The 21,992-nt window shown below is 67.8% G+C and carries 17 protein-coding genes and 2 tRNA genes; 7 read left to right on the top strand and 12 right to left on the bottom strand.

The genetic code is table 11. The features are described 5' to 3' along the window. Positions 1-203: 203 nt before the first annotated feature. Positions 204-290: transfer RNA gene (locus RT456_RS18615), tRNA-Leu, on the bottom strand. 100 nt (positions 291-390) lie between these two features. Between RT456_RS18615 and RT456_RS18610 the strand changes: the two genes are divergently transcribed. After that, on the top strand, positions 391-1,080 hold the full coding sequence (locus RT456_RS18610) for a glutathione S-transferase family protein (protein ID WP_313348812.1): 690 nt from the start codon (positions 391-393) through the stop codon (positions 1,078-1,080). A 44-nt stretch (positions 1,081-1,124) separates the two neighbouring features. On the opposite strand, the gene RT456_RS18605 is transcribed toward RT456_RS18610, so the two are convergent. Then, positions 1,125-1,211 (bottom strand) — tRNA-Leu (locus tag RT456_RS18605). A gap of 127 nt (positions 1,212-1,338) precedes the next feature. Here RT456_RS18605 and rnr point away from each other — a divergent pair. The 3 genes from rnr to rlmB all read left to right on the top strand — a co-directional run bounded on the left by rnr (position 1,339) and on the right by rlmB (position 5,236). Continuing rightward, on the top strand, positions 1,339-3,810 hold the full coding sequence (gene rnr, locus RT456_RS18600) for a ribonuclease R (RefSeq protein WP_313348811.1): 2,472 nt from the start codon (positions 1,339-1,341) through the stop codon (positions 3,808-3,810). Positions 3,811-3,885: 75 nt separating this feature from the next. After that, entirely contained in the window at positions 3,886-4,356 is a 471-nt protein-coding gene (locus RT456_RS18595) for a GFA family protein (protein ID WP_313348809.1), read from the top strand. Between the two features lie 136 nt (positions 4,357-4,492). After that, the gene (rlmB, locus tag RT456_RS18590; RefSeq protein ID WP_313348807.1) at positions 4,493-5,236 is read left to right on the top strand and encodes a 23S rRNA (guanosine(2251)-2'-O)-methyltransferase RlmB; all 744 of its coding nucleotides are present in this window, start codon (positions 4,493-4,495) and stop codon (positions 5,234-5,236) included. A gap of 194 nt (positions 5,237-5,430) precedes the next feature. On the opposite strand, the gene RT456_RS18585 is transcribed toward rlmB, so the two are convergent. The 3 genes from RT456_RS18585 to RT456_RS18575 are packed head-to-tail and all read right to left on the bottom strand — an operon-like array spanning position 5,431 to position 10,078. After that, on the bottom strand, positions 5,431-6,873 hold the full coding sequence (locus RT456_RS18585; RefSeq protein WP_313348806.1) for a TolC family protein: 1,443 nt from the start codon (positions 6,871-6,873) through the stop codon (positions 5,431-5,433). Then, on the bottom strand, positions 6,870-8,840 hold the full coding sequence (locus tag RT456_RS18580; protein WP_313348805.1) for a MacB family efflux pump subunit: 1,971 nt from the start codon (positions 8,838-8,840) through the stop codon (positions 6,870-6,872). The genes RT456_RS18585 and RT456_RS18580 overlap by 4 nt, the downstream gene beginning before the upstream one ends. Further along, the gene (locus RT456_RS18575) at positions 8,837-10,078 is read right to left on the bottom strand and encodes an efflux RND transporter periplasmic adaptor subunit (RefSeq protein WP_313348804.1); all 1,242 of its coding nucleotides are present in this window, start codon (positions 10,076-10,078) and stop codon (positions 8,837-8,839) included. Before RT456_RS18575 ends, RT456_RS18580 begins: the two co-directional genes overlap by 4 nt. 219 nt (positions 10,079-10,297) lie before the next feature. Between RT456_RS18575 and RT456_RS18570 the strand changes: the two genes are divergently transcribed. From RT456_RS18570 to RT456_RS18560, 3 genes are all read left to right on the top strand, one after another. After that, the gene (locus RT456_RS18570; protein WP_345785094.1) at positions 10,298-11,008 is read left to right on the top strand and encodes a response regulator transcription factor; all 711 of its coding nucleotides are present in this window, start codon (positions 10,298-10,300) and stop codon (positions 11,006-11,008) included. Beyond that, the gene (locus RT456_RS18565) at positions 11,005-12,417 is read left to right on the top strand and encodes an ATP-binding protein (protein ID WP_313348800.1); all 1,413 of its coding nucleotides are present in this window, start codon (positions 11,005-11,007) and stop codon (positions 12,415-12,417) included. The genes RT456_RS18570 and RT456_RS18565 overlap by 4 nt, the downstream gene beginning before the upstream one ends. A 150-nt stretch (positions 12,418-12,567) precedes the next feature. Next, the gene (locus tag RT456_RS18560) at positions 12,568-15,594 is read left to right on the top strand and encodes a two-component regulator propeller domain-containing protein (RefSeq protein WP_313348798.1); all 3,027 of its coding nucleotides are present in this window, start codon (positions 12,568-12,570) and stop codon (positions 15,592-15,594) included. Positions 15,595-15,654: 60 nt separating this feature from the next. Here the strand turns inward: RT456_RS18560 and rnt are convergent, their stop codons facing one another. The 7 genes from rnt to pstS all read right to left on the bottom strand — a co-directional run bounded on the left by rnt (position 15,655) and on the right by pstS (position 21,572). Continuing rightward, on the bottom strand, positions 15,655-16,242 hold the full coding sequence (rnt, locus tag RT456_RS18555) for a ribonuclease T (RefSeq protein ID WP_313348816.1): 588 nt from the start codon (positions 16,240-16,242) through the stop codon (positions 15,655-15,657). Positions 16,243-16,435: 193 nt separating this feature from the next. After that, on the bottom strand, positions 16,436-16,780 hold the full coding sequence (locus RT456_RS18550; protein WP_313348796.1) for an RcnB family protein: 345 nt from the start codon (positions 16,778-16,780) through the stop codon (positions 16,436-16,438). Positions 16,781-16,911: 131 nt separating this feature from the next. Further along, positions 16,912-17,619, bottom strand: coding sequence for a phosphate signaling complex protein PhoU (gene phoU / locus RT456_RS18545; protein ID WP_313348794.1), 708 nt, complete (start codon positions 17,617-17,619; stop codon positions 16,912-16,914). Positions 17,620-17,677: 58 nt separating this feature from the next. Continuing rightward, positions 17,678-18,508 (bottom strand): phosphate ABC transporter ATP-binding protein PstB, encoded by an 831-nt coding sequence (pstB, locus tag RT456_RS18540; protein WP_313348814.1) that lies wholly within the window; start codon positions 18,506-18,508, stop codon positions 17,678-17,680. A gap of 19 nt (positions 18,509-18,527) precedes the next feature. Further along, positions 18,528-19,403 (bottom strand): phosphate ABC transporter permease PstA, encoded by an 876-nt coding sequence (gene pstA / locus RT456_RS18535; RefSeq protein WP_313348792.1) that lies wholly within the window; start codon positions 19,401-19,403, stop codon positions 18,528-18,530. Next, on the bottom strand, positions 19,403-20,371 hold the full coding sequence (gene pstC, locus RT456_RS18530; RefSeq protein ID WP_313348790.1) for a phosphate ABC transporter permease subunit PstC: 969 nt from the start codon (positions 20,369-20,371) through the stop codon (positions 19,403-19,405). The genes pstA and pstC overlap by 1 nt, the downstream gene beginning before the upstream one ends. A 109-nt stretch (positions 20,372-20,480) precedes the next feature. Then, a complete protein-coding gene (pstS, locus tag RT456_RS18525) occupies positions 20,481-21,572 on the bottom strand; it encodes a phosphate ABC transporter substrate-binding protein PstS (protein WP_313348789.1) in 1,092 nt (363 codons plus the stop codon). Positions 21,573-21,992 lie beyond the last annotated feature (420 nt).

Raw genomic sequence — 21,992 nt, 5'->3', positions numbered from 1 at the left:
GCCCCCGCTAGCACCTGAAGCTAGTGCGTCTACCAATTCCGCCACCTGGGCGACTCAGGAGGAGAATTCTGCGGGAGAACCATGAATGTGTCAACAGCATTTCGCAGAAAAGTTTTCGTTCCCGGCGCGTTGCTGCGTCATCGCGATCGCTGTTGCAGAAACGAAAAAACCCGCTTGCGCGGGTTTGATCATTTTCCAAGTCATGGTGCCCAGGAGAGGACTCGAACCTCCACGAAGTTGCCCCCGCTAGCACCTGAAGCTAGTGCGTCTACCAATTCCGCCACCTGGGCGACTTAGAAAGGGAATTATGCGGAACCACCCCGGGGGCTGTCAATGCATGCCGACGCGCCGATGGGCATACTCGGCCGACACCGACGCTCTGGAGTTTCCATGGCACTGCCGATCCTGCACGCCCACCCGCTGTCGTCCTGTTGCCAGAAGGTGCTGATTGCCGCCCGCGTGCTCGGTGTGGCGCTGGACGAGCGGATGCTCAACCTCGGTGACCCCGAGGATCGCGACCGGCTCAACCGCCTGTCCCCGGCCGGGAAGATGCCGGTGCTGGTCGACCAGGGGCGGGCAGTGGCCGAGACCAGCATCATCATCGAGTACCTGCAGCAGCACCTGGCCGGCGAGGGGGCACGCCTGATTCCGGCCGACCCCGATGCGGCGCTCGCGGTGCGGTTCTGGGATCGCTTCTCGGACTTCTATCTCATGACCCCCATGCAGGCGTTGACCGCCGAGCTGCTCAAGCCCGAGGGCGGGCGTAACGGGGACGCTGCCGAGGCAGCGCGGTCGACGCTGCTGAACAGCTATGCGGCCATGAACCCTCAGCTGCAGGATCGGACGTGGTTGGCCGGCGAGGGGTTCAGCATGGCCGATTGTGCGGCGGCACCGGCGTTGTTCTATGCGGTGGCCTATGTGGCGGTTCCCGGGAAGGACGCGCACCTGCTCGCTTACATCGAGCGGTTGATGGCGCATGCCGCCGTGGCAGCGGTCGTCGACGCGGCGCGGCCCTGGTTCAAGTACTTCCCGGGGCGAGCGGGGTTGTCCGCCCGGTTTTATACGCCCGACGACGCCTGAAACGAAAAAACCCGCTTGCGCGGGTTTGATCATTTACCGAGTCATGGTGCCCAGGAGAGGACTCGAACCTCCACGAAGTTGCCCCCGCTAGCACCTGAAGCTAGTGCGTCTACCAATTCCGCCACCTGGGCGACTCAGGGGGCGAATTCTGGGCATGTCCGCGAGGCTTGTCAACGGTTTTGTTAAATTTCTTCACAATCCTGCACAGGAGTGCCGCTGACCGGTTCTGCACACGCGCAGCGGTTACTATTGAGGTCAATGAAACCAAAGAAACCGACCCAGGGCGCGAAAGCCCCCAAGTCCCCGGCGCCCAAGAAGGCAGCCGGCCCGTCGGGCAACCCCCGCGCTGCCGCCAAGAAAGCCGGCAAGCTGCCACCCTGGATGCCTGAGTCCCTGAACACCCCTGAGCCGCCGCGCGGCAACAAGCGGGGCGCCAAGCCGGCGCACGCCGGGCCCGTCCCGACCCGCCGCCGCCCGCACCCGGCCCCGCTCGACGGTGAAGTGCAGCTGGATCCCTTCGCGGCCCGCGAAGCGGAACGCTACGCCCAGCCCATTGCCAGCCGCGAGGCGATCCTGCAACTGCTGGAACGCTGCGATGGTCCCCAGACGGCCGAGGAAGTCGGCATCCATCTGGGCCTGACCGAACCGGATCGTGCCGATGCCCTCGGCAAACGCCTGGGTGCCATGGTCCGCGACGGCCAGCTGGTGCAGAACCGCCGCGGCGGCTTTGCCCCGGTGCAGGCCACCAACCTGATCACCGGCGTGGTGATCGCCAACCCCGAAGGGTTCGGCTTCCTGCGCCCGGTGGACGGCGGTGGCGACGACCTGTTCCTGCCACCGTATGAAATGCGCAAGGTGATGCACGGCGACCGTGTGCTCGCCAACGTCACCGGCATCGACCGTCGCGGCCGTCGTGAAGGCAGCATCGCCCGCGTGCTCGAGCGCGGCATGACCCGCCTGATCGGTCGCTTCAGCATCGAGTTCGGCATCAACTACGTAGTGCCCGACGACAAGCGCATCCAGCGCAACGTACAGGTTCCGCCCGACCAGACCGGCGACGCCCGCGATGGCCAGCTGGTGGTGTGCGAGATCACCCAGGCGCCGGATACGCGCCGCCCGCCGATCGGCCGCATCATCGCGGTGCTGGGCGACAAGCTCACCGCGTCGTTGATCGTGGAAACCGCGATCCACGGCCACGAGCTGCCGTTCGAGTTCCCGCAGGAAGTGCTGAACGAAGCCGCTGCGGTGCCGATGCAGGTCGAGCCGGCGATGATCGGTGATCGCGTCGACCTGCGCAGCACGCCGCTGGTGACCATCGACGGCGAAGACGCCAAGGACTTCGACGACGCCGTCTACTGCGAACCCAACGACGAAGGCTTCCGCCTGGTCGTGGCGATCGCCGACGTCTCCAATTACGTCCGTCCCGGCACGCCGCTGGACGACGAGGCACAGAAGCGCGCCACCTCGGTGTACTTCCCGGGCTTCGTGGTACCGATGCTGCCGGAGACGCTGTCCAACGGCATCTGCTCGCTGATGCCCAAGGTCGACCGCATGTGCTTCGTCTGCGACATGCAGGTGAACCGCGACGGTGAAGTCATCCACTCGCGCTTCTACGAAGCGGTGATGAACTCGCATGCGCGCCTGACCTACACCCAGGTCTGGCAGGCGGTGGGCGAGAACGACGTGGCCGTGCGCAACCAGATTGCCGCGGTACTGCCGCAGGTCGAGCGCCTGCACCAGCTGTACAAGGTGCTGGCCAAGGCGCGGACCCGTCGCGGCGCGATCGAATTCGAATCGTCCGAAGTGCGCTTCGTGCTGGACAACACCGGCGAAGTCACCCAGGCCGGCATGCTGGTGCGCAACGATGCGCACAAGCTGATCGAGGAATGCATGATCGCGGCCAACGTGCAGGCGGCGCGCTACCTGCTGCACAAGCAGGTGCCGGCGCCGTTCCGTGACCACGCCAAGCCGCCGGAAGCGAAGTTCGACGACCTGCTGGAGTTCCTGAAGGAATTCAAGCTGAGCCTGCCGCCGTGGTCCAAGGTGCAGCCGGGCGATTACACCAAGCTGCTCAAGAAGGTGCGCGAGCGCCCGGACGCGGCCCTGCTGGAATCGGTGCTGCTGCGCAGCCAGAGCCTGGCGGTGTATTCGCCGGACAACCAGGGCCACTTCGGCCTGTCGCTGGACGCGTACGCACACTTCACCTCGCCGATCCGCCGTTACCCCGACCTGCTGGTGCACCGCGCGATCAAGCATGCACTGAGCGGCAAGCCGCTGGAGAAGTTCACCTACTCCGCGCGCGAGATGGCCGCGCTGGCACTGCAGTGCTCCGAACGCGAGCGCCGTGCCGACGAGGCCGAGCGTGAGGTCGACGAACGCTACCGCGCGGCGTGGATGGAAAAGCACGTGGGCGGCCAGTTCGAGGGCGTGATCAGTGGCGTCACCAGCTTCGGCCTGTTCGTCGAACTGGATGAGTCCAAGGTCAACGGCCTGGTCCATGTCACCCAGCTGCCGCACGACTATTACCAGTTCGACGCGACGCGCAAGACGCTGAGCGGCGAGCGCCGCGGCAAGAGCTATCGCCTCGGCGACCGCGTGCGCATCCTGGTGCTCAAGGCCAGCATGGAAGAGCGCAAGATCGACTTCCGCCTGGTGGAAGAGCAGGGCGATGAGGAACCGTCGCCGCCACCGCGTGGACAGCCGGCCAAGCGTCAGAAACAGAAATATTGAACGCGGGCGGCCCCAGGCCGCCTCAATCCGGTAGGTGCCCACCGTTGGTGGGCACTCCACGCGAGGGATCGACCCATGAACCCGGTTCCCGAATTCTCCGGCGGTTGCCAGTGCGGCGCGATCCGCTTCCATGTCCGTGGCGCCTTGCCGGACCGCTCGATCTGCCATTGCCGTATGTGCCAGAAGGCCTTCGGCGCCTACTACGCGCCGCTGGTGTCGGTGCGTGGCGCCGATTTCCGCTGGACCCGCGGCGAACCGAAACGGTTTCAATCGTCCAACCATTTCCGTCGGGGCTTCTGCCCCGACTGTGGCACCCCGTTGACCTACGAGGGTGAGGACGGCATGGCCGTGGCGGCCGGTGCGTTCGACCAGCCTGAACGCCTGCCGCCGACCGTCCAGTACGGCACGGAGTCCAAGCTGCCGTTCGTGGACCACCTCGGGACGCTGGAGGTGATCCTGCAGGAGGACGATCCGGACGCCGAACGGTTGCGCACCCTGGTGTCCCACCAGCACCCCGACCGCGACACCGAGCGCTGGCCCCGCTGACCCTGACGGTCCGTAGTGATGGGCGCTGCCGGGCAGGCGTCAGACCTCCGGCCGACCCAGGGGCCGGGCCTCCGCCCGGCAACCGGGCCGGCAATGCTCTACCATTACCACCCCCTGTACCGGTCCCGCCCCTGCAATGAGCAAGCAAAGCCAGTGGATCGTCGGCGTCAACGCCGTCGCTTCCTCGATTGAGAACGATGCCGAGAATGTCCGCGAAGTGCTCATCGAGGCCAGCGCGAAGAATCCGCGGCTGACCGAGATCGAGGAAAACGCGCGGCGCAAGGGCATCGACGTGCGCAAGGTCAACACCCAGGCGCTGGACGGCGTGGGCGGCTCGGTGCGTCACCAGGGCGTCGCGGCGCGTTACCAGGCCGCACGCACCTACGGTGAGAACGAACTGGAGGCTCTGGTGGAGGCTGCCGAGGGCAAGGCCCTGCTGCTGATCCTCGACGAGGTGCAGGACCCGCACAACCTGGGCGCGTGCCTGCGCAGCGCGGCGGCCGCCAATGCCACCGCGGTGATCATCCCCAAGGACAAGTCGGCCACGGTGAATGCCACCGTGCGCAAGACCTCGGCCGGCGCTGCCGACCGCATTCCGGTCGTGGCCGTGACCAACCTGTCGCGTTGCATGAAGGACCTGCAGAAGCTGGGCGTGTGGATCTACGGGCTGGCCGGCGAAGCCAGCGACTCCCTGTACGCCATCGACCTCAAGGGCAACGTGGCCCTGGTGCTGGGCGGCGAAGCCGACGGCATGCGTCGCCTGACCCGCGAGAACTGCGATGGCCTGGTCAAGATCCCGATGCCGGGCGACATCGAAAGCCTCAACGTCTCCGTCGCCGCGGGTGTGAGCCTGTTCGAGGCCGTCCGGCAGCGCAGCTGACGCACCCGCGTAGAGCCACGCCCTGCGTGGCTGCGCTTCGATCGGGCACCGCGAAGCCACGCAGGGCGTGGCTCTACTTGGGTGATCGGGCACGGAGGGCGTGGCTCTACTTGGGTGATCCGGTACCGCGAAGCCACGCAGGGCGTGGCTCTACTTGGGTGGTCGGGTACCGCGAAGCCACGCAGGGCGTGGCTCTACGGGGCGTCGGCGCTGCCGCCCAGCGCCTTGAACAGGGTCACGTCGTTGACCAACTGCTTCTGCTTCACCGAGGCCAGCGACAGCTCCGCGTCGCGGCGGGTCTGCTGCGCTTCCAGCCAGGTGCGCAGGTCGGTGGCGCCCACCCGGTAACGCACCTCGTACATGCGCTCGATGGCCACCGCTTCGTCATACGAGGCCTGCGAGGCGGCCACCTGGGTGGCGAACTGCGTGCGCGCGGACAAGGCGTTGTCCACCTCTGACAGCGCGGTGTAAAGCGTGCGGCGGAAACTGTTGGCCGCGATCTGGTAATCGGTCCCGGCCATCTGCGTGTCCAGCTGCGCCTGGCGGATATTGAGGAACGGCAGCGACAGCCCGGCACCGAGCGCGGCGACCGGATTCCTCAGCACGTCCGACAACGAGGTGGCACCGCTGCTCACGCCGCCGGTCAGGCTCAATGCCGGGTAGTAGCTGGTGGCGGTCACCTTGATGTTCTTCAGGCTGTTGCGCAGGCGCAGTTCGGCCGCGCGCAGGTCCGGGCGGCGGCCCAGCAGGTCGGCCGGCAGGCCTTCGGCAATGGCCGGACCGCCAGTGCTCTCCAGCGCCTGCGGCTCGTCGGCCTGCGGCCACGGCTGCCCATCCAGCAGCACGGTCAGCGCATTGCGGCTGGCCACGCGCTGCTGCTCCAATGCGCTCTGCGCGGCGCGCTGCGCCTCCAGGCTCTGCGTGGCCTGGCGCACTTCCAGTCGCGACACCGCGCCGGCGTCGAAGCGCGCCTGCACCAGTTGCCGGGTGCGCTGCAGCCGCGCCAGGTTGGCCTCGCCGGCGCTGATGGACTGGTTGAGATAGGCCAGCGTCCAGTACTGCGTGGCCACGTCGCCGATCACCAGCAACGCGGTGTTCTGCAGGTCCTCTTCGCTGGCCTGGGCCTCCCACTGGGCGATGTCGCGCTGTGCGCGCAGCCGGCCCCACAGGTCGATTTCCCACTGCAGTGACACGCCGGCCGAGCTGCCGCGGTTCCAGTCGGCGCTCTGGTCGATGGGGCGGCTGCCGCTGCTGCTGACGCTGCCCGACGGTTGTGGCCACAACGCATTGTCGGCCAGGCCGGCCTGCAGGCGGGCGCGTTGCACGGCCAGCCCGGCCGTGGCCAGGTCGGTGTTGGCCTGCAGGGCGCGCGCGATCACCCGGTCCAGGCGCGGATCGCCGAAGCCGGTCCACCAGGCATCGTCACGCACGTCGGTGCGCAGTGTCTCCGGTGCATGCGATGGCTCGGTCGGGGCATTGCGCTGCGCGTCGCCGCGGCCATACACGGCCGGCACACTGGGCGGGTCCACCCGGTACTGGCCGGTGCTCACACAGGCAGACAGGAGCAGGGCAGTGGTGCAGGCCAGCGCCAGCGGGCGCACGGCGGGAACCAACGGATACAGGAAAGGAATCTTCATTCGCGCGCCAGCGCCTCCACGGGGTCGAGTTGGGCCGCATTGCGTGCCGGAAGGAAGCCGAATGCCACACCGATCAGGCTCGAGCACGCAAATGCGGCCACGATGGAGAAGGTGGAGAACAGCATCTGGAAATCAGGGGCGAAGCGGCCGAACAGCCACCCCACCAGCAGCGACAGCCCAACCCCGAGCAACCCGCCCAGCAGGCAGACCAGCACCGCTTCGATCAGGAACTGCTGGCGGATGTCGCTCTGCCGCGCGCCGACGGCCATGCGCACGCCGATCTCGCGGGTGCGTTCGGTCACCGACACCAGCATGATGTTCATTACGCCGATGCCACCGACCAGCAGTGCGATCGCGGCGATGGCACTGATCAGCAGGGTCATGGTGCGCGTGGTCTGTTCGATGGTCTCGCGGATCTCGGCGCTGTTGCTGAGGAAGAAGTCCTCCGTGCCATGGCGCATGACCAGCAGCTTGGAGATGGCCGCCTGCGCCGCATCCATCGGGGTGGCGTCATCCACGCGCACGGTGATGCTCGAGACATGACTCTGGCCGAGCATGCGCGACATCACGGTGGTGTAGGGCACCCAGATCGACAGGCTGGTACTGCTGCCAAACCCCATGCTCTGGCGTTGGGCCACGCCGATCACGCGCACCGGCACGTTGCCGAGCAGGATCACCTGGCCCACCGGGTCGGCGCCGTTGGGGAAGAACTGGGTACGGGTGTTCTCGTCGATCACCGCGACCTGCGCCAGACCCTTCACCGCGTCCGCGTCGAAGAAGCTGCCCGCGCTGAGGGTCACGCCCTTGACCCGGAAGAACTGCTCGCCGACGCCACTCACCTGCGCGGTGGCCGACTGGTTGCGGTAGCGCGCCGTGGCCGAGGACGACACGCTGGGGGTGACGCTGTCGATGTAGCTCTGCCGCGACAGCGCGTCGGCATCGCTGGCCTTGAGCGTCTGCACGCGCGCCGAGCGCATGTCGCCGAAGCCGCGCCCCGGATAGACATCGATGGTGTTGGTGCCCAGCGCGCTGATGTTCTGCAGGATCTGCTGCTGCGAGCCGTTGCCCATGGCCACCACCGACACCACCGAGGCGATGCCGATGATGATGCCCAGCATGGTCAGGAAGGTGCGCAGGCGGTGGGCGTTCATCGCCAGCAGCGCCATGCGGAAGGCTTCGGTGAAGCGGTCGCGCGCGGCGCGCCAGCTGTGGCCCTTGGCGGCGGCCACGGTCGGCGTGCGCTGGGCGCGGTAGCGCGGTGCCTTGTCGTTGATGCGGTCGGCGATGATCTCGCCGTCGCGGATCTCGATGATGCGCTGGGCGTGTTCGGCCACCGACATGTCGTGGGTGACGATGATGATGGTGTGGCCTTCGGCATGCAGCTCGCCCAGGATGCCCATCACTTCCTCGCCGGATTTCGTGTCCAGCGCGCCGGTCGGCTCGTCGGCCAGGATCACCTCGCCACCGTTCATCAGGGCGCGCGCGATGGACACCCGCTGCTGCTGGCCACCGGAGAGCTGCCCCGGCTTGTGCTGCATGCGGTCGCCCAGGCCCAGCCGCTGCAGCAGCTGCTCGGCGCGCGCGGTGCGCACGGCCGCCGGGCTGCCGGCATAGACGGAAGGCACTTCCACGTTGCCGCGCGCATCCAGGTCGCCGAGCAGGTGGTAGCGCTGGAAGATGAAGCCGAAGTGCTCGCGGCGCAGTTCGGCCAGCTCGTCGGGCAGCATGCTGCCGGTCTCGCGGCCGGCTACCTGGTAGCTGCCCCGGGTGGGACGGTCCAGGCAGCCCAGGATGTTCATCAGGGTGGACTTGCCCGAGCCGGACTGCCCGACGATGGCCACGATCTCGCCCGCCGCGATGTCCAGGTTGACGTCGCGCAGCACGGCGATGGTCTCGTCGCCGGCCGGAAACTCGCGGCGCAGGTCGCGCAGCCGCAGCAGCGGCGTGCCGGTGGGGGCGGTCTTCATCGACGCGGCCCGCCCATGCCCGGGCCGCCCATGCGCATCTGCGCGCCGCCGCGGTTGCCGCCGCTGTTCGCAGACGGGGTGGCGCTGCCTTCGCCGACCACGACCTTCTCGCCTTCGTTCAGACCCGAGAGCACCTCGGCGCTGGAACCGGTGTTGATTCCGATCTTCACCTTGCGCGGCTGCGGCACGCCATCGGCGTCGGCCACTTGCACCACGTACTGGCCGTCACGCGCCTTCCGACCCAGCGCCACCGACGGAATGGTCAGCACGCCCTTGGCCTGCTTCAGCAGCACCGACACCTGCGCGGTCATGTCGATGCGCAGCGTGCCGTCCGGGTTCTCCACGTCGAACAACGCGTTGTAGTACACCGCCGAACTGGCGCTGGAGCTGGACGAACTGGAGCTGCTGGCGCTGTCGCTGGCAATCGACGACGGCGCCGGATTGATCTGGCGCAGGGTCGCGTGGTACTTGCGGTCCGGATCGCCCAGCGTGGTGAAGTACACCGGCATGCCGGCCTTGATCTTGACCACGTCCGCTTCGGATACCTCGGCATTCACCGTCACCAGATCCAGCCGCGCCAGCATCACGATGGTCGGCGCGGTCTGGTTGGCGTTGACGGTGCGGCCTTCCTCGGCCACCACCGCCACCACGGTGCCGTCCATCGGCGCGGTGATGCGGGTGTAGGCCAGGTTGGCGTTCGCCGTGCCCAGCTCCGTTTCGCGGCCCTTGATCTGCGCATCGTAGGACTTGACCTGCGCGCGCGCGGTCTTGAGCTGTGCCTCGGCGGTGTCGTACTCCGCACGCGAGGTGGCCTCGGCGGCCAGCATTTCCTGCTGGCGGGCGAATTCGAGTTCCGCCTGGCGCAGGCTGGCCTGCTGCACCGCGCGCTGCGCGGTGACCTGGTCCAGCGATGCCTGCGCGTTGAGCACGGCGTTGCGCTGGGTGGTGGCGTCGATTTCGGCGATCAGGTCGCCTTGCTTGACCGAATCACCCAGTTGCACCTTCAGCGACTTGATCTGGCCCGAGGCCTGGGCACCGACGCTGACCAGCTTGTAGGCATCGATCACGCCGGTCGCTTCCACCGTCTGTTCCAGGTCGCCGCGGGTGACCGGGCTGGTGGCCAGGGTCGGGGCGGTCGGTTTACGCAGGGTCCATGCGACAATGCCGCAGGCCACAGCGACGACGGCAAGCAGCAGCAGCACGCGGCCGCGGCGGGTGGTGGGCAGGCGGGGCTTCACGATGATCGTCAACTCGACAGGCCGGCATGCGGCGTTGTCAGCATTGTGAAGAGCGGCCGCGGAGGGCTCAACGCTCGCCGTGTAACAGGATGTAACCGCGCCCCTGTTTTCGCGTGTCCGTGTGTATCGTGCGCACTGCCTGAAACATGCGTACGCAAACCAGAGGATGCGGTTCAGCTCCCGACAGGGGATCATCGCCGCATGGAGAACACGACTACGATGCAACGCCTGCTGATCGTCGATGACGACAACGACATCCGCCAGCTGCTGGCCGAACAGCTCGGCCGCGCCGGCTACCAGGTCAGTACCGCCAGCGATGGCCAGGGCATGCGCCAGGTGCTGGAGCGCGAGCACGTGGACCTGATCGTGCTCGACCTCAACCTGCCGCGCGAGGATGGCCTCACGCTGTGCCGCGACCTGCGCGCACGCTCGAGCACGCCGGTGATCATGCTCACCGCGCGCAGCGAGCCGATCGACCGCGTGCTGGGCCTGGAGATGGGCGCCGACGACTACCTGGGCAAGCCGTTCGAGCCGCGCGAGCTGCTGGCGCGCATCCGCAACGTGCTGCGCCGGACCGAGGCACTGCCGGCCAATCTGGAGCCGCTGGCGATCCGACGCGCGCGCTTCTCGCAGTGGACCTTCGACCTGGAACATCGCCACCTGGTGGATCCCAACGGTCGCGTGGTCGTGCTGTCCGGCGCCGAGTTCCGCCTGCTGCGCGTGTTCGTCGGCCATGCCAACAAGGTGCTGTCGCGCGAGCAGCTGGTGTCGCTGAGCAGTGGCCGCAGCTACGAGTCGCAGGACCGTGCCATCGACCTGCAGGTCAGCCGGCTGCGCAACAAGCTGGCCGATGACGGCGGCAGCGATGGCCTGATCAAGACCGTGCGCAACGAAGGCTATGTGCTGGCCACGGCGGTCACGCTGGAATGATGCGCCTGCGCCGCTTCTTCGCCTCGATGGTCGGGCGCCTGTTCGTGATCCTGCTGCTGGGCATGAGCGTGGCTGCGATCGGCGCCACCATGCTGGCCAGTGCCAAGCGCCAGCAGGAATTCGAGCGCCAGAACCTTACCCGCATCGCCGACCGCCTGCAGGGCTTCGTCAACATGCTCGACGGCGACCCCGAGCTGCGCGACCGCCTGCTCACGGTGGGTGGGCCCGCGGTACGCAGCCTGCCGGAGGGTGCCCGCCTCGGTCGCGAGGACGTGGCGCTGATGGATGTGCTGCAGGACCGCCAGGGTCCGGTGGCGCAGGCCACGGTGCACTTCACTTCATTCCGGTCGTGCCTGGCCAAGGCGCAGGAGCTGCTGCCGCCGCCGCCGCCGCAGGACCGCCGCCGCAAGCCGCCGCATGAGCGCGACCCGGCCTTCATTCCGCCCAAGTGCCGCGCCGTGCAGCTGCCGCTGAGCGATGGCACCGTGCTGTCGCTGGCGCTGGAGTCGCCGGCCATCGCCCACAACGGCATCCTCGCCGTGGACCCGCTGTTCCTGACCCTGCTGGTGCTCGCCATCGGGGCCCTGGCCTACGTGGTGGCGCGCATGGCCAGCGCGCCGCTGCAGCGCCTGGCCTCGGCCGCCGCCGAGCTGGGCGATGACCTGCAGCGTGCCCCGATGCCGGTCACCGGGCCGCTGGAAGTGCGGCGCGCCGCCGAGGCCTTCAACGCCATGCAGAAGCGCCTGCAGCGCACGCTGGGGGAACGCACCCAGATGCTGGCGGCGATCACCCACGACCTGCAGACCCCGGTCACCCGGCTGCGGCTGCGGCTGGAGAATGTGGGCGATGAAGCGCTGCGCGAGCGCCTGATCGGTGACCTCGGTGCCATGCAGGCCCTGATCCGTGAAGGCCTGGAGCTGGCGCGCAGCGCGGAGAGCGCCGAGCCGCGGGCGGCGCTGGACCTGGACTCGCTGCTGGAGAGCATCGTCGAGGATGCGGTCGAGGCCGGTGCCGAGGCCCGCTTCGAACAGGGCAGCGGCGCGGTGCTGATGCTGCGGCCGCTGGCCATGCACCGGCTGTTCTCGAACCTGGTCGACAATGCCATCGGCTACGGCGGCATCGCGCTGGTCCGGGTCGAGCAGGGCGCGGACGGCGTGGTGGTGCGGGTGCGCGACAACGGACCTGGCCTGGCCGAGGACGAGCTGGAGATGGTGTTCGACCCCTTCGTACGCCTGGAGACCTCGCGCTCGCGGGCGACCGGCGGGGCCGGGCTGGGCCTGACCATCGCCCGCGCGCTGGCCGAGAAGGACGGCGCGACCCTGCATCTGCACAACCCGCCCCAGGGAGGTCTGGAGGCCGTGGTGCACTGGCCGGCACCGCCCCGACCGCCAGCCACGCGCGCCGGCTGATCGCTGACGAGGCAAATCGCTGCGGATTTGCCTACTATGGGCAACCCCCGCCGGTTTCCGCCGCATGAGCGTGCCCAACCTGGCCGGTCTCCACAACGGCGCAGCGCTTCCCGCGCTGCGTCATTCCTGCTCCCCGCCAGGTCCTTACGGATGAGGCAAGGGGGATGCCGGAGCCGGTGGCGGCCGGTACAACCTCGAGTGCCCCTGCAGCGCCTCTGGCTGGCGCTGGTCTGGCTGTGCCTGCTGTGTGGCGTGCCGGCGACGCTGGCCGCGCAGGACGGCCCGCCGCCGCTGCGCGACTACGCCATCGATGTATGGACCTCGCGCAACGGCCTGCCGCACAACTCGCTGCGCGACATCGCGCAGACCCCGGAAGGCCACCTGTGGTTCGCCACCTGGGAAGGGCTGGTGCGCTACAACGGCCTGGACTTCACCGTGTTCGACCGCAGCACCCGCCCGGGCCTGCGCGACAACGGCGTGGGCGCGCTGTACGTGGACCGCTCTGGCGGGCTGTGGATCAGCGACTCGCGCGGCAACGTGACCCGGCGCAGTGCCGACGGCCGGTGGCAGGTGTTCGAGCACCAGCCGCCCGCACCGCAGGTGCTGATCCAGGCCATGCAGATGGACAGCCACGGGCGGCTGTGGCTGCTGTACGAAGGCAATGGCATCGGCAGCCTGTCGCAGGACGGGCACTTCGAGTACCAGAAGCCGCCGGCCGACGTGCCGATGGCGATGAGCTTCACCAAGCTGGTGGTGGATGCGCAGGACCGGGTCTGGGTCGGCACCCTCGACGGGCTGGTGGTGCGCGGCAGTGATGGCGTGCTGCGCCGCGCGCCGGAGAGTTACGGCCTGGGCCGTGGGCTGGTGTGGCCGTACCGTGCCCCGGACGGGGTGCTGTGGATCGTCGCCGGCGAGCGCATCTACCGCATGCAGGACGGTGTGCCACAACTGCAGCACCGTCTCTCCGGCGGCATGCACATCACCGCGATGCTGCAGGACCGCCATGGCGATCTGTGGCTGGGCACCGAGAACCAGGGGCTGCTGCGGCTGTCGCGGCACGGACTGGAACGCCTGCCGACCGGGCTGTCGCTGCCGGGCGGGCGCGTGGTGAGCCTGCGCGAAGATGCCGAAGGCAGCATCTGGGTGGGCGCCAATGGCGGCCTGTACCGGCTGCGCGAAACGCTGTTCAGCAGCTTCACCGAGCGCGACGGGCTCAGTGGCGACTACGTGCGCACCGTGCTGGAAGATCGTGATCGCCAGATGTGGATCGGCAGCGCCAGTGGCCTGGACCGCCGCGATGCGCAGGGCGTGTTCCACCCGGTGCCGCTGCGCAACAGCGGCGGCAAGACGCCGTCCGTGCTCAGCCTGGCGCAGGACCACCAGGGCGGGTTGTGGGTCGGCACCTTCGGTGACGGCATCCTGCGCCTGGATGCGCAGGGCCGCATGCTGCGCCATTACGGCGCGGAGGATGGCCTGCCGGGCGGCAACATCCGCGCGATGAGCGTGGACCGCGAGGGCGCGGTGTGGGCCGGGACCCAGAAGGGCGTGGCGCGTATCGACGCCAGCGGCGTGTCGGTGCCCACCGTGCCCGGGCTGCCGACCGGCCTGGTCACCGCGCTGGCGCATGACGCCGACGGCGATCTGTGGGTCGGCACCATCGAAGGCATCCGCCTGCTGCGCGGCGACCGGGTGCAGGCCATCGACCTGGCGCCGCTGGGCGGCGGGCGCAGCGTGTTCGGGTTCCAGCAGATCGGCGATGCCATGTGGATCAGCAGCGATCGCGGCCTGTACCGCTACCAGGACGGCACGCTGGCCCGGGTCGGGCTGGAGCAGGGCATGCCGGTGGACACGGTGTTCCAGCTGGTGCCCGACCGGGTCGGCAACGTCTGGATCAGTTCCAATCGCGGCGTGCTGCGTACCGACATGGCCATGCTCAACGACGTGGCCGACGGCCGCACGCGGCGGGTCGAGGTCGAGCACTACAACGAAATCGACGGCATGGCCAATTCGCAGGCCAATGGCAGCTCCGGGCCGTCGGCGATCCTGCGCCACGACGGCACCTTCTGGGTGGTCACCGCCGGCGGCCTCAGCATGGTCGACCCGCTGCGCCTGCAGCGCTTCCGCGAGCGCCTGGCCCCACCGGCGGCGATCGAAACGGTGCTGGTCGACGGGGTGCCGCTGCACTGGCAGGGCGCCAACCACAACACGCTGCCGGGCGGGCGCCGGCTCAGCATCAGCTACGTGGGCCTGAGCTACCTGCTGTCCGAGCGCATCCGGTACCGCACCCGCCTGGAAGGGCTCGACAGCAGCTGGATTGAACGCGGCCAGCAGCGCAGCGTGGAATTCATCGGCCTGCCGCCGGGCGACTACACCCTGCATGTGGCCGCCGCGCATCCGGGCGGCACGTGGAGCGGCAGCGAGGCGACATGGTCGTTCACCGTCGAACCGTTCCTGTGGCAGCGGCGCAGCGTCCAGTTCATCGGCGGCCTGCTGCTGCTGGCCGGGCTGGTGGCGCTGTACCGTTACCTGATCAAACGCTACAAGGCCAGCAACGTTCGCTTGGCGCGCAAGGTCGATGAGGCCACACGCGACCTGCAGGCGCAGACCGCCAGCCTGCAGGCGTTGAACGAAGAGAAGACCCAGCTGGCCGCGCGCCTGGCGGTGCAGGCCGAGCAGTTCGAACGGCAGGCCCGCGAGGATGCGCTGACCGGGCTGCCCAACCGCCGTGCGTTCGACGAGGCGCTGGCGCGCGACTTCGCGCGTTCGCAGCGCAGTGGCCACCCGCTGTGCCTGGTGGTGCTGGACATCGACCACTTCAAGGAAGTCAACGACCAGCACAGCCACAGCGTGGGCGACGTGGTGCTGGTCGAAGTGGCGCGGGTGATCGCCTCGGCCTGTCGTGATTCGGACATGCCGGCGCGTACCGGTGGCGAAGAGTTCACCCTGCTGCTCAATGACACCCGCCTGGCCGAAGCCGCGCAGGTGTGCGCGCGGCTGCGCGGGCTGTTCCATGACCACCCGGACTGGGCCGGCGTGCCGGGCCTGCAGGTGACCTTCAGTGCCGGACTGGTCGAGCTGGACGCCGCCGACCGCACCCCGATGCTGCTCTACCAGCGCGCCGACCGCGCGCTGTACCGCGCCAAGAGCGAAGGCCGGGATAGAACCGCGATCGGTTGATCACCCGGCCGCCGGGCACCGCACGGACGAAGGGACGCGCGGATTACCGGCGTATGCCGATCAAGGACGCGGCCAGGCGTTCGCGATGGTGCAGAACAGCTTCGCGGTCTGCTCGGTGTCGTACACCGCGCTGTGCGCTTCGTCCGCATCCCAGCCCAGGCCGGCCGCCGCAGCCGCACGGGCCAGCACGGTCTGCCCGTACGCGATGCCGGCCATGGTGACCGTATCGAACACGCTGAAGGGATGGAACGGATTGCGCTTGTGGCCGACCCGGTTCACCGCCGCGTTGACGAAGCCCAGGTCGAAATGCGCGTTGTGCCCGACCAGGATCGCGCGCTGGCAGCCGTACTTCTTCATCGCGGCACGCACCGGCGCGAAGACGTGGTCGAGCGCGTCCTTCTCGGACTTGGCCAGCCGGAACGGGTGGTCGAGGATGATGCCGGTGATTTCCAGCGACTTCGGGTCGATCTCCAGGCCCTCGGCCGGGATCACGTGGGCGCTGGCGGTCTGGCCCGGATAGAGCAGGCCGTTGTCGTCCATCTCGATCGGCACCGCCGCGATTTCCAGCAATGCATTGCGGTTGCAGTCGAAACCGCCGGTTTCCACATCGACCACCACCGGCAGGAAGCCACGGAAGCGGGTCGCCATCATGCGCGGGGCGGCAGAGGGCACGTCTTCAGCCACCGCCGGCGTGCCGGCGGCCTGGGGGAGGTCTTGGGTCATCGACGCAGTTTAGCAGAGGCGCCTGACCGGCCCATGGCCGGGTCTGGCGATCCGTTGCCGGCCCCACGCGCCGGCAGGCCCGGCGCGTGGGGTGACCCGGAAAGGCCGTGCGGCCCGCTCAACGCCCGTTGAGCACCACGTCCGCGATCAGCCCGGTGGCCACGGCGATCAGTACGTAGCGGTTGTCGACCTCGCGCCACTGCTGGCCACGCTTGGGCGCATGCAGGCCGTGGCGCTTGTAGTCGCTGACGTAGTCGCCGCGATGGTCCTTCTGCAGGTGGCCGCCCCGACGCGGCGGCTCATGACGGTCGTGCCCGCGCGATGGGCCATGGCCGCGATCATCGCGCTGGTCATGGCGGTCGCGGGTGTCGCGATCGTTGTCGTACCGCGGCGGAGCGGCAAAGGCGGCGCCGGTAGCGGCAAGCAGGCTCAGGGACAGCGTGGCGGCAATCAGTCGTTTCATGGTGGTTCCTCTGGATCGGGTGGGGTGGAACGCAGGTCCAGAGTGGAATTTTTTTGATGAATAGGGAATTAAAAAAGGCCGATACGCGGTATCGGCCTGTAACGGCGTGTAACACCCGCGGGCGCGGGCGTTTACGGGTGTTCGGTGCTGCTGGTTTCGTCGCGCTTCTCACGCGGCGGCAGGACCTGTTCGCCATGCACCAGGAACCACACGTTCTCGGCGATGTTGGTGGCATGGTCGCCCACGCGCTCCAGGTTCTTGGCCATGAACAGCAGGTGGGTGCACGGGGTGATGTTGCGCGGGTCTTCCATCATGTAGGTCAGCAGCTCGCGGAACAGCGCGGTGTACTGGGCGTCCAGGCGCGCGTCGTCGTCGCGCAGCGCCAGCGCGGCAGCGGCGTCGTTGTCGCGGTACGCCTCGATGGCGCGACGCACCTGCTGCGCGGCCAGCCGGCCCAGCGAACGCAGGCCCTGGATCTGCGGCAGCGGCGGCACCTTGCTCAGCGCGATGGAGCGCTTGGCGACATTGGCGGCATAGTCGCCGATGCGTTCGATGTCGGCCGGGATGCGCAGGCCCGCCAGGATCTCACGCAGGTCGCGTGCCATCGGGCCGCGCAGCGCCAGGCGCATGACGTCATGGCTGATCTGCTGTTCCAGGCTGTCGATGGCCTCGTCGTTGGCGATGATGCGCTGGGCGGCGTTCTCGTCGCGCTTCTCGATGACGTCCATCGACGCATCCAGCTGGGCCACGGCCATCTCGCCCATGCGCACGATCTCGGCCACCAGGCGCTGCTGTTCTTCGTCGTAGCTTTTGACGATGTGGTCGTTGGGGAAGTTCATGTCGGTTTCCGTAGCGCCGGGCCAAGCCCGGCTGAAGGGTGTGGAGAAGCAGCTGGACTCAACCAAACCGCCCGGTGATGTAATCCTCGGTCTGCTGCTTGTTGGGCTGCGAGAAGATCACTTCGGTACGGTCGTGCTCGATCAGGTCGCCCAGGTACATGAAGGCGGTGTAGTCCGACACGCGTGCGGCCTGCTGCATGTTGTGGGTCACGATGACGATGGTGTAGTCGTGCTTGAGCTCCTCGACCAGCTGCTCGATGCGGCTGGTGGAGATCGGGTCCAGCGCCGAGGTCGGCTCGTCGAGCAGCAGCACGTCCGGGCGCAGGGCCACGGCGCGGGCAATGCACAGACGCTGCTGCTGGCCACCGGAGAGGCCCAGTGCGCTCTGGTTGAGCTTGTCCTTCACCTCGTCCCACAGCGCACCCTGGCGCAGGGCATGCTCCACGCGGTTGTTCATGTCCGCCTTGGACAGCTTCTCGTGGTGTCGGATGCCGTAGGCGACGTTCTCGAAGATGGTCATCGGGAACGGCACCGGCTTCTGGAACACCATGCCGACCTTGCTGCGCAGGCGGTTCATCGGGTACTTGGGCGAGAGGATGTTCTCACCGTCCAGCAGCACTTCGCCGCGCGCTTCAAGCTTCGGGTACAGCGCGTAGATGCGGTTGAAGATGCGCAGCAGGGTGGACTTTCCGCAGCCGGACGGACCGATCAGCGCGGTGACGCGCTTTTCCGGGATTTCCAGCGCGATGTTCTTCAGCGCGTGGAACTTGTCGTAGTAGAAGTCCAGACCCCGTGCAGCCAGTTTCACCGGCGCCGGGTTGTGCAGGTTTTCATGCGAGGCCGGGACCACGATGCGCTGCATCGGCACGGCATTGGAAAGATCGTTCATGGCGATGTCCGCGGAAAGGTCAGTCATGGGAGATGCGGTTGCGCAGCAGGATGCCGCGCGCGGAGAGGCTGACCAGGAGCACGAACAGGGTCAGCACCAGAGCGCCGGCCCAGGCCAGCGTCTGCCAGGATTCATACGGGCTGCCGGCGAACTGGTTCATCACCACCGGCACGCTCGCCATCGGCTGGAATACGTTGCTGTTCCAGTACTGGTTGCCGAAGGCGGTGAACAGCAGCGGCGCGGTTTCACCGGAGATGCGCGCCAGCGCCAGCAGGATGCCGGTGACGATGCCGGCGGCCGCACTGCGGTACAGCACCTGCACGGTCACCTTCCACTGGGGGACGCCCAGCGACAGCGCCGCTTCGCGCATCTGCGAGGGCACCAGGCGCAGCATCTCGTCGGTGGTGCGCACCACCACCGGCAGCACGATGAAGGCCAGCGACAGCGCACCGGCAAAGGCCGAGAACTGACCACCGGTCTGCATCACGTACAGGGTGTAGACGAACAGGCCCAGCACGATGGACGGCGCCGAGAGCAGGATGTCGTTGACGAAACGCACCACGGTGCCGGCCTTGCGGAAGTTGCCGTACTCGGCCAGCCAGGTGCCGGCCAGCACGCCCAGCGGCGTACCGATGGCGATCGCCAGCGCGCACATCACCGCGCTGCCGAAGAAGGCATTGGCCAGGCCGCCGTCCTGCATGGGCGGTGGGGTCATCTTGGTGAAGAGGTCGAGATTGATCCCGGCCAGGCCCCTGGAGGCCAGGGTGTAAAGGATCCACCCCAGGAAGAACAGGCCGAACAGCGCGGTCAGGCACGACAGCAGCAACGCGACGACATTGACGATGCGACGGCGCAGGTACAGCGGCTGCGCGGCGGAATTGGCGGCGGTGGACATCAGTTGCCCTCCTTGCGGGACAAGCGCATCAGCATCAGGCGGGCAATGGCCAGCACCACGAAGGTCACGATGAACAGTACGAAGCCGAGCAGCAGCAGTGCCGAACGGTAGGTCTCGGTGGCTTCACCGAAGTCGTTGGCGATCAACGCGGCGATGGTGGTACCCGGTTCCAGCAGTGACGGCGACAGGCGCACGCTGTTGCCGATCACGAAGGCCACGGCCATGGTCTCGCCAAGCGCGCGCCCCAGGCCGAGGAAGATGCCACCGATCACCGCCGAGCGGGTGTAGGGCAGCACGATGTCCCAGCTCACTTCCCACTTGGTGGAGCCCAGCGCGTAGGCCGATTCCTTCAGGCGGGTGGGCACGGTCAGGAACACTTCGCGCATCACCGAGGAGATGAAGGGAATGACCATGATGGCCAGCACGAAGCCGGCGGTCAGTACGCCGATGCCGAGCGGTGGGCCCTGGAACAGCGGACCGATGATCGGCCACTCGCCCAGGGTTTCATTGAGGACGGGGGTGACATATTCGGTCATCACCGGCACCAGCACGAACAGGCCCCACATGCCGTAGATGATGGAGGGGATGCCGGCCAGCAGTTCGATGGCGGTACCGACCGGGCCACGCATCCAGCGCGGGGCCACTTCGGTGAGGAAGAAGGCGATGCCGAAGCTCACCGGAACCGCGATCACCATGGCGATCAGGGCGGTGACCAGCGTGCCGTAGATCGGTGCGAGCGCACCGAACTTGTTCTCGACCGGATTCCAGTCGGAGGAATAGAAGAAGCTCAGGCCCTGTTCCTGCAGGGCATGGCGACCGCCCCACAGCATCGAGAGCGCGGCGCAGGCCAGGGCGGCCAGCACCAGGATCACGGTGGCGATCAGCGCCCATCGGAACAGTTTGTCGTTGCGTGCATCACGCAGGTCGCGCGAGGACGGTGCGGGTACAGGCTGGGCGATGGCATTCATGGGAAAGGCGGGGGCCCAAGATTAGGTGAGGTAGTGCCAGGCCATGCCTGGCAAAACGTTGTCAAGGCACGAAAAAGCGGACCCGCGCAGCGCGCGGGTCCGCTCTGGATCATTTGAATTCAGTGGTCCAGTACCCTTCGATCTGCTTGACCAGTTCGGCCGGCAGCGGCACGTAGTGCAGTTCGTTGGCCTGGGCCTGGCCGTTTTCGAAGGCCCACTTGAAGAACGCCAGGGTGTCCTTGCTGCGCTGGGCATCCTTGGGCTGCTTGTGCATCAGCATGAAGTTGGTGGCGGTGATCGGCCACGCCTGGTCGCCGGGGGCGTTGGTGATGACCAGGTTGAAGTCCTTGGCGCTGGCCCAGTCGGCACTGGCGGCGGCGGCACCGAAGGTCTCGGCGGTCGGCTGCACCCAGTTGCCTGCGGCGTTCTGCATGGAGGCGTACGGCATGCCATTCTGCAGCGCGTAGGCCAGTTCGACGTAGCCGATGGAGCCCTTGATCTGCTTCACGTACGAGGCCACGCCTTCGTTGCCCTTGCCACCCACGCCGTCAGGCCACTGCACCGAGGTGCCTTCGCCGACCTTGCTCTTCCAGTCCGGGCTGACCTTGGAGAGGTAGTTGGAGAAGTTGAAGGTGGTGCCTGAGCCGTCCGAACGGTGGACCAGGGTGATCTTGCCATCGGGCAGCTTCACGCCCGGGTTGGCGGCCACGATCGCCGGGTCGTTCCAGGTCTTGACCTTGCCCAGGAAGATATCGGCCAGCAGGGGACCGCTCAGGCGCAGTTTGCCGGCTTCGAGACCGTCGATGTTGACCACCGGGACCACGCCGCCGATGGCGGACGGGAACTGGCCAAGGCCGGCCTGGGCCAGCTCTTCGCTGCTCAGCGGCTTGTCGGAGGAACCGAAATCAACGGTGCCTGCCTTGATCTGGGCGATGCCGCCGCCCGAGCCGATCGACTGGTAGTTGATCTTGGCGCCGGTGGCGGTGTTGTAGTCGGCCGACCACTTGGACACCAGCGGGAAGATGAAGGACGCGCCGGCGCCGGAGATTTCGGCGGTCAGCTTGTCGCCGGCAGCCGGCGCGGCGGCCGGAGTACCAGCGGCCGGTGCGGTGGCCTGGCCTTCGGCGGCCGGCTTGCAGGCGGACAGACCCAGCGCGATGGCCAGGGAAAGGGCGGCGAAGCCGGCCGTATGCAGTTTCATGCGTCACTCCGTAGCGGGATAGGGTGCCGGTCTCGCCGGCTGACGCTGCTATGAAATGATGTTTTTGTTACAGCTTGATGACGTCGTGACCGGGTGCACACCAGATGCCCGCAGCACAAGGCCTGGCGGGCAACCTGGCGCGGCTGCCGGTGGGGCGAGCGCGGGGGTGCCATGCCCTTGCCTGCGAAGGTGCCTCAACAGCGGCTGCCGGTGGGGCGAGCGCCGGGCCGCCTTACCCTTTCCGGCGAATGTCCCCCGGCGTCGGCCTTCGGCCGCCCCCTCCTCCTTTACTTCGCCTACAAGGGCAAGGCGACCCGGCACTCGACCCACCGGCGTGGCACCGTGCTCCGGCTTTTCTTCGCGTGCCGCAAGTGCAGCCCCGTCGCGGCCGGTAGGTCCCTGGCAAAGTAAAGGAGGAGG

The organism is Stenotrophomonas sp. (assembly GCF_032099025.1).
Lineage (GTDB): Bacteria > Pseudomonadota > Gammaproteobacteria > Xanthomonadales > Xanthomonadaceae > Stenotrophomonas.
The sequence above is the reverse complement of the archived record's forward strand: the minus strand, read 5'-3'. Positions and strand labels throughout refer to the sequence as shown.

What these genes read in the sequence shown, in the direction of transcription:
- RT456_RS18610 (WP_313348812.1), top strand. Translation starts at nt 391, where the DNA reads ATGGCACTGCCGATCCTGCACGCCCACCCGCTGTCGTCCTGTTGCCAG.
- rnr (WP_313348811.1), top strand. Translation starts at nt 1,339, where the DNA reads ATGAAACCAAAGAAACCGACCCAGGGCGCGAAAGCCCCCAAGTCCCCG.
- RT456_RS18595 (WP_313348809.1), top strand. Translation starts at nt 3,886, where the DNA reads ATGAACCCGGTTCCCGAATTCTCCGGCGGTTGCCAGTGCGGCGCGATC.
- rlmB (WP_313348807.1), top strand. Translation starts at nt 4,493, where the DNA reads ATGAGCAAGCAAAGCCAGTGGATCGTCGGCGTCAACGCCGTCGCTTCC.
- RT456_RS18585 (WP_313348806.1), bottom strand. Translation starts at nt 6,873, where the DNA reads ATGAAGATTCCTTTCCTGTATCCGTTGGTTCCCGCCGTGCGCCCGCTG.
- RT456_RS18580 (WP_313348805.1), bottom strand. Translation starts at nt 8,840, where the DNA reads ATGAAGACCGCCCCCACCGGCACGCCGCTGCTGCGGCTGCGCGACCTG.
- RT456_RS18570 (WP_345785094.1), top strand. Translation starts at nt 10,298, where the DNA reads ATGCAACGCCTGCTGATCGTCGATGACGACAACGACATCCGCCAGCTG.
- RT456_RS18565 (WP_313348800.1), top strand. Translation starts at nt 11,005, where the DNA reads ATGATGCGCCTGCGCCGCTTCTTCGCCTCGATGGTCGGGCGCCTGTTC.
- RT456_RS18560 (WP_313348798.1), top strand. Translation starts at nt 12,568, where the DNA reads ATGAGGCAAGGGGGATGCCGGAGCCGGTGGCGGCCGGTACAACCTCGA.
- rnt (WP_313348816.1), bottom strand. Translation starts at nt 16,242, where the DNA reads ATGGCGACCCGCTTCCGTGGCTTCCTGCCGGTGGTGGTCGATGTGGAA.
- RT456_RS18550 (WP_313348796.1), bottom strand. Translation starts at nt 16,780, where the DNA reads ATGAAACGACTGATTGCCGCCACGCTGTCCCTGAGCCTGCTTGCCGCT.
- phoU (WP_313348794.1), bottom strand. Translation starts at nt 17,619, where the DNA reads ATGAACTTCCCCAACGACCACATCGTCAAAAGCTACGACGAAGAACAG.
- pstB (WP_313348814.1), bottom strand. Translation starts at nt 18,508, where the DNA reads ATGAACGATCTTTCCAATGCCGTGCCGATGCAGCGCATCGTGGTCCCG.
- pstA (WP_313348792.1), bottom strand. Translation starts at nt 19,403, where the DNA reads ATGTCCACCGCCGCCAATTCCGCCGCGCAGCCGCTGTACCTGCGCCGT.
- pstC (WP_313348790.1), bottom strand. Translation starts at nt 20,371, where the DNA reads ATGAATGCCATCGCCCAGCCTGTACCCGCACCGTCCTCGCGCGACCTG.
- pstS (WP_313348789.1), bottom strand. Translation starts at nt 21,572, where the DNA reads ATGAAACTGCATACGGCCGGCTTCGCCGCCCTTTCCCTGGCCATCGCG.